This window comes from Pseudomonas putida (assembly GCF_028682455.1).
Taxonomy (GTDB): domain Bacteria; phylum Pseudomonadota; class Gammaproteobacteria; order Pseudomonadales; family Pseudomonadaceae; genus Aquipseudomonas; species Aquipseudomonas putida_AA.
The window spans coordinates 2,123,068-2,138,936 of sequence record NZ_JANHLD010000001.1; the positions used below are offsets into that span (position 1 = coordinate 2,123,068).

Consider the following 15,869-nt stretch of genomic DNA (forward strand, 5'->3'; position numbering starts at 1 on the left):
CATTATCCGGCAATGACGCGAGGATGAGAACGCCCCGGACGTAATCGTCCGGGGCGCGGGGTTTACTTGATGCGCTGGCCTGGCTTGGCACCGTTGTCAGGGCTGAGCAGATAGATCTCTTCGCCGCCAGGGCCTGCCGCCATTACCATGCCTTCGGAGATGCCGAAGCGCATTTTGCGAGGCTTGAGGTTGGCGATCATCATGGTCAGACGGCCTTCGAGCTTGGCCGGGTCCGGGTAGGCCGACTTGATGCCGGAGAACACGTTGCGCTGCTCGTCACCGATGTCCAGGGTCAGGCGCAGCAGCTTGTCGGCCCCTTCCACCGCTTCGGCCTTGAGAATCAGGGCCACGCGCATGTCGACGGCGGCAAAGGTGTCGAAGTCGATCTCGGCCGACAGAGGATCCTTGGCCAGCTCGCCGTTGCCGGTCGCTACGCTGGTCTGGCTGGCAGCCAGGTCCTCTTTGGACGCTGCAACCATGGCCTCGACCTTGACCGGGTCGATGCGGTTCATCAGGGCTTTGAACGGGTTCAGCTTGTGGTTGGTCAGGCGGCTCTGGTGATCGGCCCAGGTCAGAGGCGCAACATTGAGGAACGCCTCGGCATCGGCGGCCAGCAGTGGCAGCACAGGCTTGAGGAAAATCACCAGTTGGCGGAACAGGTTGATGCCTTGGGCGCAAATGGCTTGCACTTCGTCCTGCTTGCCTTCCTGCTTGGCCAGCGACCACGGTGCCTTGTCGGCGATCCAGGCGTTGGCACGGTCGGCCAGGGCCATGATCTCGCGCATGGCACGGGCAAAGTCGCGACCTTCGTAGGCCTCGGCAATGCTTGGCGCGGCGGCGAGGAAGGCTTCGGTCAGTTCAGGCGCGGCATCGCCGTCGACCATCACGCCATCGTTGCCCTTGTGGATGAAGCCGGCGCAGCGGCTGGCGATATTGACCACCTTGCCGACCAGGTCGGAGTTGACCTTCTGGACGAAGTCTTCCAGGTTCAGGTCGAGGTCGTCGACGCCGCGACCGAGCTTGGCCGCGTAGTAGTAGCGCAGGTATTCCGGCGACAGGTGATCCAGGTAGGTGCGGGCCTTGATGAAGGTGCCGCGCGACTTGGACATCTTCGAGCCGTTGACGGTCAGGTAGCCGTGCACGTTGATGCCGGTCGGCTTGCGGTAGCCGGCGCCTTCGAGCATGGCAGGCCAGAACAGGGCGTGGAAGTTGACGATGTCCTTGCCGATGAAGTGGTACAGCTCGGCCTTGGAGTCCTTGTTCCAGAACGCGTCGAAGTCCAGCTCCGGGCGGCGGGCACACAGATTCTTGAAGCTGGCCATGTAGCCGATCGGCGCATCCAGCCATACATAGAAGTACTTGCCCGGCTCGTCAGGGATTTCGAAGCCGAAGTACGGCGCGTCACGGGAAATGTCCCATTCCTGCAGGCCGGCATCCAGCCACTCGGCGATCTTGTTGGCCACGGCGTCCTGCAGGGTGCCGCTGCGGGTCCACTGCTGGAGCATGGCCTGGAAGTCAGGCAGCTTGAAGAAGAAGTGCTGGGAGTCCTTGAGCACCGGGGTGGCGCCGGAAATCGCCGACTTCGGGTTCTTCAGCTCGGTGGGTGCGTAGGTGGCCCCGCACTTTTCGCAGTTGTCGCCGTACTGGTCGTCGGCGGCACACTTGGGGCAGGTACCTTTGATGAAACGGTCGGCCAGGAACATTTTCTTGTCCGGGTCGAAGTACTGGGTGATCGAGCGGGTGGCAATGTGCCCGGCATCACGCAGCTTGAGGTAGATCTGGCTCGACAGCTCGCGGTTTTCTTCGGCGTGGGTCGAGTGGAAGTTGTCGAAATCCACCAGGAAGTCGGCGAAGTCCCCACTGTGCTCGGCCTGGACGGCGGCAATCAGTTGCTCGGGGGTGATGCCTTCCTTCTCGGCGCGCAGCATGATGGCCGACCCATGGGCGTCGTCTGCACAGACGTACACGCACTGGTTGCCGCGATGCTTCTGGAAGCGCACCCACATGTCTGTCTGGATGTACTCGAGCATATGGCCAAGGTGGATCGAACCATTGGCATAGGGCAGGGCGCTGGTGACGAGAATCTGACGGGGCTCGGACATGGGGGCTCGGCTACTTTTTTCGGCTACTTGAGATGAAACGGTGATCGGCCACTATAAAACGCCGGGAAATTTATTTCACCCCATGTGCGTATCTATGAAGGGTTCGCGGGTTAGCATAGTCGCCTGTTTTGCTCAGTCTTTATCACGGGAGTCTCCATGAGTGCCGTCACTCGCGCAGCCGTCGAAGCCGTTCTTCGCCAGTACACCGACCCTTACTTGAACCAGGACCCGGTCAGCGCCGGGTGTGTGCAGGCCATCGATATCCAGGGCGACCGGGTCAGTGTCCAGTTGCAGCTCGGATATGCCGCCGGCCTGTTCAAGAATGGCTGGGCGCAGGTCCTGCAAACGGCTGTCGAGGGTATCGACGGTGTCGCCGCAGCGAAGGTCGAGATCAACTGCGTGATTGCCGAACACAAGGCCCAGGCCCAGATTCCGGGCCTGGCCAACGTCAAGAACATCATTGCCGTGGCCTCGGGCAAGGGTGGGGTGGGCAAATCCACTACCGCGGCCAACCTGGCGCTGGCGCTGGCTCGTGAAGGTGCCCGGGTGGGTATCCTGGATGCCGACATCTATGGCCCGAGCCAGGGTGTGATGTTCGGTATTCCCGAGCGTACGCGCCCCCAGATCCGTGACCAGAAGTGGTTTGTGCCGCTCAAGGCCCACGGCGTCGAGGTGATGTCGATGGCGTTCCTGACCGATGACAACACGCCGATGGTCTGGCGTGGCCCGATGGTGTCCGGGGCATTGCTGCAACTGGTGACCCAGACCGCCTGGGACAACCTCGACTACCTGGTGATCGACATGCCGCCGGGTACCGGTGACATCCAGCTGACCCTGGCGCAGAAAGTGCCGGTGGCAGGCTCGGTGATCGTCACCACGCCGCAGGACCTGGCCCTGCTCGACGCCAAGAAAGGGGTCGAGATGTTCCGTAAGGTCAACATCCCGGTGCTGGGCGTGGTCGAGAACATGGCCGTGCACATCTGCTCGAACTGTGGCCATGCCGAGCATCTGTTCGGCGAGGGCGGAGGCGAGAAGCTTGCGGCGCAATATGGTGTCGAACTGCTGGCCTCGTTGCCGCTGTCGATGCTGATTCGCGAGCAGGCCGACAGTGGCAAGCCGACGGCCATTGCCGAGCCGGAAAGCCAGATCGCCATGGTCTACCAGGAGCTGGCGCGCCAGGTGGGGGCGCGAATAGTGCTGCAAGAGGCGGCTGCGCCTGCAATGCCGAGCATCACCATCAGCGAAGATTGAGGCGAGTCATCGCGGGGCAATCCCGCTCCTATCGCAGGAGCGGGCTTGTCCCGCGAAGAAAACCGACCCTACAGGCATAAAAAAAGCCCCACCTGTTAAGGGCGGGGCTTCTTCAAGCTGTAAAGCGGAAGTTAGATAACTTCTACTTCTTCAGCCTGCATGCCTTTCTGACCGCGGGTAGCGATGAAAGAAACCTGCTGGCCTTCTTTCAGGCTCTTGAAGCCGTCAGCCTTGATGGCTTTGAAGTGTACGAACAGGTCGTCACCGGATTGTGGGGTGATGAAGCCGAAGCCTTTTTCATCGTTGAACCACTTAACGGTACCGGTTTGGCGATTGGACATGGTCTGTCTCCTTGGACAAAGTTAACTACGGCTCAGGAAACGCCCTGGCCGAGACTGAGTGCAAAGAGGCAGAAAATTCATGAAGATGGGTTGATCGAGATCTTGCATCAGGTAGATATTCTCAGTGACACGTGCAGCACAGTGGCGTCACCTTAACCCTTTTTCCAGAACGTGCCAATGGTCTTGTTCAGCTTTCGCGCAAATCATGACTGACGGTGTCGACGGCGTGGTTGCAAGCCCCGCCGGGCGGGGATTCGCTGCCTTGCGGTGGATGAAACTTTGAACCCGGCGCGCGGCCCGGTAAGATGCGCCACAGAATTTCTTCACCTCGTTACTTCAGGACACCCGCCATGAGCATCAAATCGGACAAGTGGATTCGCCGCATGGCGCAGGAACACGGCATGATCGAGCCGTTCGTCGAGCGCCAGGTGCGCGGCGAGAGCGACAACCGGCTGATCTCCTTCGGTGTCTCCAGCTACGGCTACGATGTGCGCTGCGCCGACGAGTTCAAGGTGTTCACCAACATCAACTCGGCCACCGTCGATCCGAAAAACTTCGACGCCGGCAGCTTTGTCGACGTCAAGAGCGACGTCTGCATCATTCCCCCCAACTCTTTCGCACTGGCCCGTACCGTCGAGTACTTCCGCATTCCACGCAATGTTCTGACCATCTGCCTGGGCAAAAGCACCTACGCGCGCTGCGGCATCATCGTCAACGTCACCCCGCTGGAACCGGAGTGGGAAGGCCATGTGACCCTGGAGTTCTCCAACACCACCACCTTGCCGGCGAAAATCTACGCCAACGAGGGCGTGGCGCAGATGCTCTTCCTCGAATCCGATGAAGAGTGCGAAGTGTCCTATAAGGATCGTGGCGGCAAGTACCAGGGCCAGCGCGGCGTCACCCTGCCACGCACCTGAGCCGACAAGGCGAGGGAATTCCTCGCCACAGGCAGACTCTAACGCAGTGAACTGTTTCGCCAGGCAACAGGCCTGGCACACTTCACACCAGGAGCTGCCCCATGAAACTCGATCCCACCATCAGCGCCAAGCTGGCAGTGTTGCAGCCCAACCATGTCGGCGTGCTGGCCTGGTCGTTGATGGCTCATCCGCATCCGTACATCGCCCACGCCGGTGGTGTGCCCGGTCAACCTGACCCAGACACTCCCGACACGCCGCAGCCCGGTGAAGTCCCGCCTATGGAGCCGGGCGAGCCGACCCTGCCCGACGAGCCGCCTCCGGCGCCTGTGGCCTGAAATGCCCCCAGGGGACTCAAGGCGATAACAGATAGCCGCTGCGATACGCCTGCCGGCCGGCCACATGGGCGATGACCATGCCGGCAGTGGCCATGCGGCGCAGTGAGCGTGCGTACAGCAGGCCAGGCTGGGCATTGCGAACCGGTGTCACGCGGTCACTGAGCGGGTCGATCACCTCGGCAATCAACTGGCCCGCCTCCAGGTACTGGCCAGGTGCGACATGAAACACCAGCAGCCCGCCCAAAGGTGTTGCAACCGGTTCGACGCCTGCCAGCGGGGTTTCCGGGTAGAGCAGTGCTGGCATCTGGGCCGCCTCACCTTCGATGGCGCCGTAGTGCGTCAGGTAATCGAGAATCGCCCCGCAATCCTGTTTCGCCAGCGGGTGGTTCACATCGCCCTGGCCGCGCAACTCGACGGTGACCGAGAAACTGCCCTGGGGGATTGGAAACTGTTTGCCGAATCGCTGTTGCAACTGCCACCACACCAGGGTGAAACACTCGTCGAACGACTGTCCGCCTGAGTCGGTGGCCAGCAGGCTGGCCTGGGTGCCGAGGTAGCGTGCCAGGGGTTCGACCTGGGGCCAGGCCTCAGGCGTGGTGTACAGGTGGGCAACGGCGTCGAAGTCACAGTGCAGATCGAGCACCATCTCGGCATCGCAGGCCAGCCGTTGCAGTGTCAGCCGCTGGGACTGCAGGGGCGTGTGGGTCGGATGGGCGTCGAGGGCGCGACGCAGGTATTCGCGGATCAAGGCAACGTTGTGCGCAGGGTCCTGGTTCAGGTGGGCTTCGATCTGATCGCCGATCGGGTCGCTCAGGTCGACGAAATTACGGTTGAAGTTCTCGCCACTTTGCAGCTCGAATCGACCGAGCGGCACGTCCATCAACACCTGCTCCAGGCCAACCGGATTGGCAATCGGCACCAGCACGATTTCGCGGCGCAGCAGGCCTCGGGCTTCAAGCTCGGCCAGGCGTTGCTTGAGGTGCCAGGCCACCAGCATGCCGGGTAGCTCGTCGGCATGCAGCGAAGCCTGGATGTAGATTTTGCCGGCCCCCCGAGGGCCGAAGTGGAAGCTGTGGATCTGGCGGGCGATACCTGGAACCGGTGCCAGAATGTCGTGGGTCGAGTGATGCATATCGGTCCTAGTGAGTCGGTCCTGGAAAGTTTGATATAAGCATAAAGTTTCCAGGCGCGCAGTCCTCTGCTCGCAGGAGCGGGCTTGCCCCGCGAAGAGGCCAGACCTGCGGCGAGCCCGCTCCTGTCGGTCAGTAGCGGGCATCCACCGGCTTGCCCCCCTTGGGCCAGTCCTTGACCTTGTCGGGGAAGTCAGGCCGAGGTTGTTGTGAGAACCAGGCCGCGACATCCACCGCCTCCTGGTCACTCAAGCCGCCCTGGCCAAGCGGGAAGCGTTCGTGAAAGCCGATGGGCATGTTGCGTTTAACGAAGGCCGCCGCCGTATAGGTGCGCGCCATCCCTGCACCGATGTTGAACGACTGCTCGCCCCACAGCGGCGGGAAAACCAGGCTGCCATCGTCGCGGGCCAGGCCTTCACCGTTGCTACCGTGACACACCGCGCATTGCTTGACGTACACCTGCTGGCCATTGGCGAGGTCAGGCTCGATGGCCGGGTCAATCTTGCCGACACCCCGTCCGGCCACCTTGTCGCCGGGCTGGGTGTTGTTCTTCATCCACTCGAAGTAGGCCACCATGGCCTGCATGTCTGCCGACTGCGGCGGGATTGGCGTGCCGTTCATGGAGCGGCGGAAACAGCCGTTGATACGCTCTTCCAGAGTAATTACCTTGCCGGCGCGCGGCGCATAGCCAGGGAAGAACGCCGAGACGCCGACAAAAGGCGATCCGTCGGCCACGGTGCCGGCGTTCAGGTGACAGCTGGTGCAGTTCAGCGCGTTACCGACGTTGTCGGGCAGTAGCGCCTTGGTCTGCAGGTGCAGGCGCATCCCGCGCACGACTTGTTCGGCGTTGGGTGCGGCCAGCAGGTCAGCCAGGCGTGGGGTCTGGAACGCACTGGAATCGGTGGTTTGCGGGTTGAGCTGGCCGCGCAGTTTCTTCACCTGCTGGGCCGTGACTGCCGGGCTTTCGTTACCCCAGCGGCCACGCACGAAGGTGAGGATCTCGGCGATTTCCTGATCCGACAGGCGAGCGAACCCGGGCATGGTATAGACCCGTGAATGGGTTGCGGTTTGCGCGGTTTTCCAGCCGGTAAGAGTGATGTGCAGCAAGGAGGTCGGGTCGTTCGAGGCCACGCTGGGGTTGCTGGCAAGCGGTGGGAACATGCCTTTTACGCCCGCGCCATCGGTGCGGTGGCAGTCGCTGCAGAACTGGGTGTAGCCCAGCCCGCCACGGCTGCTGAACAGATCGTCCGGTGGCAGGGCCGGGGTCAACGATACGGCCGGCATGGGCAGGTCATCCTCTCCTGGTGGCAATGACTTGAGATAGCTGGCAATGGCGATCAGGTCGGCATCGCTGAAGTGCTGGGTGCTGTGGTGGATGACTTCGGCCATGTTGCCCGAGACGGTGGCAAAGCGGTTTTGGCCGGTCTTGAGCAGTTGCACGGTGTCGGGCACGGTCCACAGGTTGCGCAAGCTCAGGGCGCGCCAGTGCTCTACGGTTTCACCGGCAAGAAAGTGCTTGCCGCGGCTACCGGTGTCGCTCAGGGCTTTTTCCTGGAAGGCAATGCCCCGCGGTGTGTGGCAGGCACCACAGTGCCCCAGGCCCTGTACCAGATAAGCTCCGCGGTTGATTACCGGATCCTGGTTGGGGGCGGCCTCGAACGGCTGGTTGTCGAGGAAGGCCCAGTTCCAGAACGCCAGGCCCCAGCGCATGTTGAACGGCCAGCTCATGTTGGCGGGCTGGTTGGAGCGGCTGATCGGCGGCACGCCTTGCATCAGGTAGGCGTACAGCGCGCGCATGTCGTCTTCACTCATTTTTGCGTAGGACGGGTAGGGCATGGCCGGATACAGGTGCGTGCCGTCCGCGCTCACGCCCTCGCGCATGGCTGTGTCGAATTGCTCGAAACTGTAGCGGCCGATGCCGGTGTCCGGGTCGGGAGTAATGTTGCTGGAGTAGATGATGCCCATGGGCGTCTTCAACTGCAGGCCACCGGCCATGAGCGGCCCCTTGGGCGCGGTGTGGCAGGCGATGCAGTCACCCAGTTGCGCCACATACTTGCCGCGCTCGAGCAGGCTGTTGTCGGCCGGCTCGAGAGGGGCGGTCGCTGGTGGTGTGTCGCTGGCGTGAAGGGTCGGGATCAACAGCAACGTCGCGGCATACAGCGCCAGACGTGAAAGGGCACGAGCCATTGCAATATTCCTTTATTCACCTGGCCAGGAGCGATCCTTGGGCGCAGGCGTGCAATCGTTTTTAGAGATCATCAGGCAAAGCCTGGGGCGAACGTCGCCCCAGTTTCGTTTTAAGGCAATTACGGGCGGGGGCTGTTGATATGGATCAGCGCAGCCGGCATTGCACCGGCTGCGGGCACAGAAGGGTTACTTGCCCGGTACCAGGGTCAGGCGTTTGCTGCCGTAGGCGCGGTCGAAGTTCTGCGGTTGCAGCGGCAGGCTCATGTAGCGGCCCTGGAACCAGGCATTGAGGCTATCGGCGAAATGCGCGCTGGCCGGGTTGCCGGACTGGCCGCTGCTGGTCTGCAGTTGCAGTGGCTCGACCTGACCGAAGTCGACCACCATGCGCAGGGAAGACGGCAACTGGGCATTGAAGTCCCGGCCCCAGGCATAGGGAGCCAGGCTCAGGGTGCTGTGATCGCCGCCGGTGGCCTGCGGCGCGCGTTCGACTTCATCGCCCAGGCCGTGGAAGGTCGGTGCAGGCCAGCGGTACTGGTGCAACTTGCCCCATTGCCAGGCGCGACGATCGTGACCCAGTTGCGCTTCGCCGGCGCTGACGGCGGCGGCCAGGCTGCGGGCGAGGATCGCCGGTTTGTCCTCTTTCTGCGCCGTGCGCGCATCGTCCCAGAACGGGCTGTCTTCCCGGCCCAGCAGGTGATCGGCCTGCGCCGAATAGGACAGGCGTGCATTGCCGACGAAGGCCTGCCAGGTGGCCGAGGATTCCGGGCCCAGTTCATCCAGGAAGGTCAGCTTCGCGCTTTCCTGCAGGAACAGTTCATACAAGGCCGCATCGGCCGAGGTGGTGCTCAGTCGACCATTGAACGCCATCAGGCGGGTATAGGCCTCCCGTGCCTTGGCACGCTGGTCGGCGGGCAGGCCTTCGATGGCCTGCTTGAGCGGTTGGGCCATGCCCGGTGCTTCGAACATTGCCTTGAGCTTGCCGGCGAACAGCGAGGTCCGGTCGTTTTGCATCGTGATCAGGCTGCGGCTGTCGTGCTTGCCGTTGCCCGCCAGTTGGCCCAGGCGTTCGGCGCGCTCGGGGTAGTACCAGCTGTTGGACAACTGCATGCCGTAGCCTTTGGGCACGCTGCGCTGATTGGCATTGCCGAGCCAGCCCTGGGCCGGGTCCTGGTCGTAGGGGTGCAGCATCGGGTCGGCGTAGCCATCCCAGTCGTAGCGGCTGTCCCAGCCTGGCGAGGGCAGCAGGCCCTGGCCTTCGCGACGGTTGGGGAAGCGCCCGCTGACCTGCCAGCCAATGTTGCTGGCATCGGCAAAGACGAAGTTCAGCGCTGCGGCGCCAATCTCCCGGGTGTTGTCGAAGGCGCGCTCGACGTTCTGTGCCCGCGACAGGTTGAAGAACGCATCCATGCTCATGTCACCCTTGAGCAGCGGCACCTGCAGGGCCAGGCCGAGGCTGCTGTTCTGCGTGCTGCCGAGCAAGGTGCCGTGGCGGGTGTCGTACAGGGTTTCTCGCTGGGGGCGCTGGCCCCTGATAAAGAATGTTTCGTTGCGCGCCAGCGCCGGCAACCACTTGCCGTCGGCCTGGTACATCAGGCGGCTGCCTTCGCGCTTGAGGCGTTCCAGGAACAGGTCCTGGTTATCGGCCATGACCGCACTGGTGCTCCAGGCCAGCTTGCCGTTGTAACCCGAGAGCACCAGCGGCAGGCCGGCGAGCGTGACGCCGGCGGCCTGGTACTTGGGCGCACGGATCTGCACCGGGCTCAGGGCCCAGGCTCCGAGGGTGTCGCTGGCCAGCAGGCTCTTGCCGCTGCGGCTGCGTTGCGGGGCGATGGCCCAGTTGCTGGAGCCAGCCGTACCCAACAGGTTCAGGGACGCCAGCTGCTCGCTGGCCGCGGCCAGCGGGCCCAGGGCGCCCAACTGACTGGAGAGGCTCAAGCCTTTGAGCTTGTCGGCCTCGGCTGTCGGCAATGGCTCGTCGGGGTAGCTGGGCAGCAGCCAGGGCAGTTTGTCGCTGCCGACCTTCTGCGCCAGGGTCAAGGCGGCAAGTTCTTCCTGCAGGTTGACCGATTGGCTGAAGTTGTACAGGCAGAAAATCAGCGCCGAGTCTTCCGGCTTCCAGTACTCGGGGCGGTAGCCACTTTGGGCCAACGGTGCTGGCAGGCGGTCGCGGTAGCGGAACAGGTAGGCATTGACGCCGCGGGCATAGACTTCAAAAAAGCGCTTGAGGCGCGGCGAGGCATCGGCGTAGAGCTGGTTGGCGGATTGCTTGAGGTTGGCGGCGCGCATCAGGCGGTCGACCTCCAGCACGTCGGCACCGGCCATTTCTGCCAGGCGCCCCTGGGCCAGCAGGCGCATGCCGACCATTTGCCCGATGCGGTCACTGGCATGCACGTAGCCCAGGGCGAACAAGGCATCGTGGAAGTTGCTGCTTTCAATCAGCGGCATGCCTTGGGCATTGCGGCGTACCGAGACATTCTGCGCCAGGCCCTTGAGCGGTTGCACGCCGGTGCTTGGCGGCACGCTGTCGCGATAACCACCCATCTGGCAGCCGCCCAGGGCAAGCAGGCCTAGCATCGCAGCGGCTACGCCGAACCGGGGAGTAAAAGGGGGGAAGGCTGGCGCGGCCATGGATGGGCTCCTGCAGGGGGTGGCGACTAAAAGGCGCTACGTTAGTGAGCCCGACCACGCCATGCAAGCGGGGGCGAGGCCTTTATTTTCAAAGCCTCGCGTCGATCATGCCGTTGTCAGGGCTGGGGTGGGTTGACCTGCTCGACCAGGGCGTAGGCTCGCTGGGTGGCAGGACGAGCCTGAATGCGCTCGAACCAGTCCTTGAGGGCCGGGAAGTCGTCCAGATTCTGTCCTTGCCAGGTGTGTGAAACGATCCAGGGATAAATCGCCATGTCGGCGATGCTGTACTCGTTACCGGCGACGAACGGTCTGTCCATCAGGCGCTTGTCGAGCACCCCGTACAGGCGCGCAGTCTCGTCCACGTAGCGTTTGATCGCATAGGGGATTTTTTCCGGGGCGAAACGATTGAAGTGGTGATTCTGGCCGGCCATCGGGCCCAGGCCGCCCATTTGCCAGAACAGCCATTGCAGGGTTTGTTGTCGGCCACGCAGGTCGTGGGGAATGAAGCGGCCGGTTTTCTCGGCCAGGTACAAGAGGATGGCCCCGGACTCGAACAATGACAGCGGCGGCTGACCGTCGAGTGGTTGATGGTCGACGATGGCGGGGATGCGGTTGTTGGGGGCGATCTTCAGGAAGTCGGCGGCGAACTGTTCACCTTTGCCGATATTGACCGGATGCAGCGTATAGGACAGGCCGGTTTCTTCGAGAAACAGGGTGATCTTGTGGCCGTTGGGGGTGGTCCAGTAATACAGGTCGATCATGGCACGCTCCGTCGAATGACTGGCAGCTGCGCCAGCGCGCAGCGGTCGCGCCTATGCATACCACAGGCGGCGACCGCTGTTACAGGGCTGTAATCAGGCCCCGTGGCACTTCTTGAACTTCTTGTTGCTGCCGCACGGGCATGGGTCGTTGCGACCGACGTCCTTCAGGGCGTTGCGCACCGGCTCCTGGTGGCCGTGGTTGCAGTGCGGGCCGTGAACATGGCCGTGGTCATGGTCGTGATGATCATGATCGTGGTTGCAGTCGGGGCCATGAACATGGGGTTGTTGGGTCATTGCGGGTTACTCCGGTAAAAGATCGCCGGGAATTATCTCACCACTGCGCGACAAGTGCAGGTCGCGGGTGAAGATTAATCCGCTGTTGAGCTCGCCATCGAGACGATAGTGCAGCGGCTGATTGGTATTCTTGAGCAGTTTGGCCAAGGGTTTGACCTGCGCCCAGAGGTTGGTGCGCACCGGAATCTTGAAGGTACGCCGCGCGTGTCCGCCCACACTGCGCCACAAGCTGGACTCGCCCTCGGCCAGCAGCAGTTCGTTCAAGCGCACGGTGTAGCTCAGGCTGCGGATGAACAGGCGCTCGTCGTTGGGGTTGTCGACGCGTACATGAAGAATGAACTCCTGCTGCAACAGGCGCATCTTGACCGCCTCGACCTTGACCAGATGAACCTCGGGGTCGCGGTAGTCATCCCCACCCAGCCAACTGGCACAGCCCGTCAGTTGTAGTATCAGCATGCCGAGCAACAACAGGCGGGCCGTCAACGTCAGTTACCCAGGTAGCTGGCGCAGCACTTCTTGAACTTCTGCCCGCTGGCGCAGGGGCAGGGGTCGTTGCGTCCGGCCTTGAGGTCGACGGTAGGGTCGATGAAGTACCAGCGGCCATTGTTCTGTACGAAGGCGGAGCGCTCGCGGTGACTGTGCTCGCCATCGTTGTCGTGCCAGCGCGCGGTGAAGGTGACAAAGGCATGTTCCGGCTGGCCGCCGAACACTTCGGCGCCTTCCACCTCCAGGCCCAGCCAGGTGCTCTGGGTACTCCAGGCCTTGATGCCGTCACGATCGAGGCCTGCCTGCTGCGCGGGCAGGGTGGTTGCTACCAGGTAGTCGATCAGCCCCAGCACGTAGGCGCTGTAGCGTGAACGCATCAGGGCCTGCGCGTCGGGCGCCGGCTGGCCGGCATGGAAATGTCCGCAACAGGCGTCGAGCAGGTTACCGCTGCCACAGGGACAAACCGAGACACTCATTGTTTCACCACCAGTACTTGCCAAAATTTTGCGGGTTGGCCCAGAACTTGGCATTGAGCCAGTCCGGCACCTGTTTGTATTCACGTAGATCATAGGTGAACAGGCTCAGCACCTGGTCATCGCGTTGAAATTTTTCGTTGGCCTGCAGGGCCAGAGCGAAGAAGTCGGTGTCGTGCCATTGGCAGGCCTCGAGGTCCGCCAGCACGGCCACCCGGCTGGCATTGAGGTTGCGGATTCCGCCGAGCAATTGCAGGCCGTTGCGCTTGGGCAAGTGCTCCAGGCAATCGACCAGCAGCGCCAGGTCGAAGCGTTGCGCCGCCAGCTCGGCCGGCAACGGGCCAGGAGGCGCCTGGGCAATCTGGGCCTGCGGGTGGGCCTGGGCGAATGCCTCCAGGGCGGGAAATCGCGAGCCCACCAGCAGCAGGCGTTGCGGCGCATGGCGTTCTAGCAGCGCAGCCAGGGCTTGTTGCGGCGTGCGCTGGGAAAATCCGTCAATCATCGGGAATCCTCGGTCAGATGCGTCAAGACTAACGGTCCCGAGCCCCCAGGCATAGTGACTGATGGCGGCATCATGGCTTATTGCTGGCGGAGATGGTTCGGCGGGTCTTTACTCCCATGAGCATCGGTTTTGAACCGAATCCCAGGAGACGCAACAAATGAGCATAGTACGCACAGCTTTACCTCTGGTTCTGCTTACCAGCGTGTTGACTGGTTGTGCAGGTTTGCAAAAAACCGACTGGCCGAAATGTGCGGCTGTCGGGGGTGTGGGCGGTGCAGCCTTGGGCGCTATAGAAAGCTCGAGCTGGGCTGGCTGGGGGGCCTTGCTGGGTGCGGGTATGGCAGCAGGCTACTGCTGGGCCCATGGCGATGGTGATGAAGATGGTGATGGTGTACCGGACAGTCGCGACAAGTGCCCGGGCACACCGCGTGGCGTACAGGTCGATGCCAATGGATGCCCGCCGGAGCCAGCCGTGGTTGAAGAGGTGGTAGTGGTCAAGGAAGAAGTGATCGTGATTCGTGATGTGCACTTCGAATTCGACTCGGCCAAGCTGACCGCAGCCGACAAGGAGCGCCTGAACACCATTGCCACTCGCCTCAAGAATGAAGCGGCAAGCGCCAGGCTGAGCGTGACCGGGCATACCGACAGTGTCGGCCGTGATGCCTATAACCAGAAACTGTCGGAACGTCGTGCCCAATCGGTTACCGACTACCTGGTGAGCAGCGGCGTACCGCGCGCCAGCTTCGTTTCGGTTCAGGGCGCCGGTGAAAGCCGTCCGGAAGCTGACAACGCGACAGCCGAAGGCCGGGCGATGAACCGGCGTGTGGAAATTCGCATCGAGCGCTGACGCGCAACCGGCCTGCGGCTTGAGAAGTGCTGCAGGTCGGTCTTTACTCCTGTGTGACCGGCAGAGGCCGGTGACACAGGAGCAATTCCCATGAGTGTTCTCTCCAAGGCTGCAGTATCAGTGCTGGTGGCGGCAAGCCTGCTTTCCGGTTGCGCCACTCACAGTGATGGCAGCGCACCACTCAATCAAAGGACCTGGCCAATCTGCAGCCTGCTCGGCGGACTTGTCGGCGGCGGACTGGGAGCTATCGAAAGTTCTGCCTGGGCGGCCGGTGCCGGGGCTGCCGGCGCGATTGCCGGTGGGCTGATCTGCTATGCACAAGACGGCGACGAAGATGAAGACGGCGTATTCGATCGCCGTGATCGCTGCCCGGACACCCCGGCCAACACGCCTGTCAGCCATACCGGTTGCCCGCTGCCACAGTACCCTGCCACCGAAAAGGCCGAGCCTGCGCCTGTACCTGAAGTGATTACCCTCAATGACCAGGGCTCGGTGATGTTCGCCTTCGACTCCGCCGAGCTGACCAGCAGCGCCCATACGCAATTGCAGGCGCTGACGAACAAGCTCAATGCCGCCAACGTGGTCAGCGTCAAAGTGATCGGCCATACCGACAGCCAGGGCGCCGATGCCTACAACCAGACGCTTTCGGAGCGGCGTGCCAGCAGTGTTGCCGAGTATTTGATCAGCCAGGGGTTGTCTCCGGCGAAAGTCACCAGCCAGGGACGCGGCGAGAGCGAGCCGATTGCAGACAACGATACCGAGGAAGGACGGGCGCAGAATCGTCGGGTGGAGCTGCACCTGAATTGATAGCAGGGGGCACGCATGAAGGTTTTTCTGGGGTTGGGCAAGGCGCTGACGGTGGTGTTCTGGTGGGTAGTGCTGGTGAATCTGCTGATTCCCCAGGAGTTTCCCTTCAATAAACTGATCAACGCCGTCGGGATTGGATTGTTGGGGCTGCACCTGCTCGAAGTGCTGGCCTACAACGGTCGCCTGCGGGACCGCAGCCATCGATGGTTCGACCGGCTGCAGATCCTGCTGGTGGGGATCTTTCATGTACTTTCGATCCCGCCTCCCCACCCACGCTAGCCCGCTCCTACACGATCAGATGGGCAGGCGGGCGGTGGCGATCACGACCACGGCGATCCCCAGCAGCAGGTTGAAGCCCACCACCCGGCGGATTTTGCCAAGTACCGTCGCACCGGTCGGCCAGTCTTCTGCCTTGACCGCTTTACGCAGTTCCGGCAGCAGCAATGATTGGATACGAATGAACAGCGCGATCATCGCGATCGCGCCGCCCATCATCACCTGGACATAGCGTGGCGCCCCGTCGAAGCCGGCGAAACGCATGTGCAGCATGCCCACGCCGCTGATCACCAGCACCGCGATCGCCACCCAGACCCACACGAAAAAACGCTGAAATACTTCAACCCACAAGCGCAGGCGAGCGGGGCCTTCAAGGGCGGAAACCGCCGCGGGCCGCAGGATCAGCCAGGCGAAGAACATTCCGCCGACCCACACCAGGGCGGCCAGGACATGCAGGCTATAAGGAAGGGCAAAGGCGGCCATCGGGATCTCCATTCGGCGCAAGGGGCAATAGCGGGGTATGATAGCGACC

Annotated in this window: 17 protein-coding genes; 6 read left to right on the forward strand and 11 right to left on the reverse strand. The window is 62.5% G+C overall.

Annotated elements, in window-relative coordinates:
- Window positions 1-62: 62 nt before the first annotated feature.
- Window positions 63-2,102, reverse strand: coding sequence for a methionine--tRNA ligase (gene metG, locus NPS58_RS10230; protein ID WP_274115233.1), 2,040 nt, complete (start codon window positions 2,100-2,102; stop codon window positions 63-65).
- A gap of 156 nt (window positions 2,103-2,258) precedes the next feature.
- Between metG and apbC the strand changes: the two genes are divergently transcribed.
- Entirely contained in the window at window positions 2,259-3,353 is a 1,095-nt protein-coding gene (gene apbC, locus NPS58_RS10235; protein WP_274115234.1) for an iron-sulfur cluster carrier protein ApbC, read from the forward strand.
- 131 nt (window positions 3,354-3,484) lie between these two features.
- On the opposite strand, the gene NPS58_RS10240 is transcribed toward apbC, so the two are convergent.
- Window positions 3,485-3,694 carry a cold-shock protein gene (locus NPS58_RS10240; protein ID WP_028943495.1) on the reverse strand — a complete coding sequence of 70 codons (210 nt, stop codon included), beginning with the start codon at window positions 3,692-3,694 and terminating at the stop codon, window positions 3,485-3,487.
- A 350-nt stretch (window positions 3,695-4,044) separates the two neighbouring features.
- Here NPS58_RS10240 and dcd point away from each other — a divergent pair, with 350 nt between their 5' ends.
- Entirely contained in the window at window positions 4,045-4,611 is a 567-nt protein-coding gene (gene dcd, locus NPS58_RS10245) for a dCTP deaminase (RefSeq protein WP_028943496.1), read from the forward strand.
- 101 nt (window positions 4,612-4,712) lie between these two features.
- On the forward strand, window positions 4,713-4,946 hold the full coding sequence (locus NPS58_RS10250) for a hypothetical protein (protein ID WP_274115235.1): 234 nt from the start codon (window positions 4,713-4,715) through the stop codon (window positions 4,944-4,946).
- A 16-nt stretch (window positions 4,947-4,962) separates the two neighbouring features.
- Here NPS58_RS10250 and NPS58_RS10255 read toward each other — a convergent pair whose 3' ends face one another.
- The 8 genes from NPS58_RS10255 to NPS58_RS10290 form a co-directional block, all read right to left on the reverse strand.
- The gene (locus tag NPS58_RS10255) at window positions 4,963-6,078 is read right to left on the reverse strand and encodes a succinylglutamate desuccinylase/aspartoacylase family protein (RefSeq protein WP_274115236.1); all 1,116 of its coding nucleotides are present in this window, start codon (window positions 6,076-6,078) and stop codon (window positions 4,963-4,965) included.
- Between the two features lie 130 nt (window positions 6,079-6,208).
- Window positions 6,209-8,263, reverse strand: coding sequence for a c-type cytochrome (locus tag NPS58_RS10260; RefSeq protein WP_274115237.1), 2,055 nt, complete (start codon window positions 8,261-8,263; stop codon window positions 6,209-6,211).
- A gap of 186 nt (window positions 8,264-8,449) precedes the next feature.
- Window positions 8,450-10,891, reverse strand: a complete 2,442-nt coding sequence (locus tag NPS58_RS10265) for a penicillin acylase family protein (protein ID WP_274115238.1) — start codon at window positions 10,889-10,891, stop codon at window positions 8,450-8,452.
- A 116-nt stretch (window positions 10,892-11,007) separates the two neighbouring features.
- On the reverse strand, window positions 11,008-11,652 hold the full coding sequence (locus tag NPS58_RS10270) for a glutathione binding-like protein (RefSeq protein WP_274115239.1): 645 nt from the start codon (window positions 11,650-11,652) through the stop codon (window positions 11,008-11,010).
- 93 nt (window positions 11,653-11,745) lie between these two features.
- On the reverse strand, window positions 11,746-11,946 hold the full coding sequence (locus tag NPS58_RS10275) for an SEC-C metal-binding domain-containing protein (RefSeq protein WP_038607838.1): 201 nt from the start codon (window positions 11,944-11,946) through the stop codon (window positions 11,746-11,748).
- A 6-nt stretch (window positions 11,947-11,952) separates the two neighbouring features.
- A complete protein-coding gene (locus NPS58_RS10280; protein ID WP_274115396.1) occupies window positions 11,953-12,402 on the reverse strand; it encodes an LEA type 2 family protein in 450 nt (149 codons plus the stop codon).
- A 29-nt stretch (window positions 12,403-12,431) separates the two neighbouring features.
- Window positions 12,432-12,908, reverse strand: a complete 477-nt coding sequence (locus NPS58_RS10285; RefSeq protein WP_274115240.1) for a YchJ family protein — start codon at window positions 12,906-12,908, stop codon at window positions 12,432-12,434.
- A gap of 4 nt (window positions 12,909-12,912) precedes the next feature.
- On the reverse strand, window positions 12,913-13,407 hold the full coding sequence (locus NPS58_RS10290; RefSeq protein ID WP_274115241.1) for a DUF6231 family protein: 495 nt from the start codon (window positions 13,405-13,407) through the stop codon (window positions 12,913-12,915).
- A 157-nt stretch (window positions 13,408-13,564) separates the two neighbouring features.
- Here NPS58_RS10290 and NPS58_RS10295 point away from each other — a divergent pair, with 157 nt between their 5' ends.
- From NPS58_RS10295 to NPS58_RS10305, 3 genes are all read left to right on the forward strand, one after another.
- The gene (locus NPS58_RS10295; protein WP_274115242.1) at window positions 13,565-14,254 is read left to right on the forward strand and encodes an OmpA family protein; all 690 of its coding nucleotides are present in this window, start codon (window positions 13,565-13,567) and stop codon (window positions 14,252-14,254) included.
- A 90-nt stretch (window positions 14,255-14,344) separates the two neighbouring features.
- Window positions 14,345-15,061 (forward strand): OmpA family protein, encoded by a 717-nt coding sequence (locus tag NPS58_RS10300; RefSeq protein WP_274115243.1) that lies wholly within the window; start codon window positions 14,345-14,347, stop codon window positions 15,059-15,061.
- 15 nt (window positions 15,062-15,076) lie between these two features.
- Window positions 15,077-15,340 carry a DUF1145 domain-containing protein gene (locus NPS58_RS10305; protein WP_274115244.1) on the forward strand — a complete coding sequence of 88 codons (264 nt, stop codon included), beginning with the start codon at window positions 15,077-15,079 and terminating at the stop codon, window positions 15,338-15,340.
- Between the two features lie 15 nt (window positions 15,341-15,355).
- Here NPS58_RS10305 and NPS58_RS10310 read toward each other — a convergent pair whose 3' ends face one another.
- On the reverse strand, window positions 15,356-15,820 hold the full coding sequence (locus tag NPS58_RS10310; protein WP_274115245.1) for a CopD family protein: 465 nt from the start codon (window positions 15,818-15,820) through the stop codon (window positions 15,356-15,358).
- Window positions 15,821-15,869: the final 49 nt, after the last annotated feature.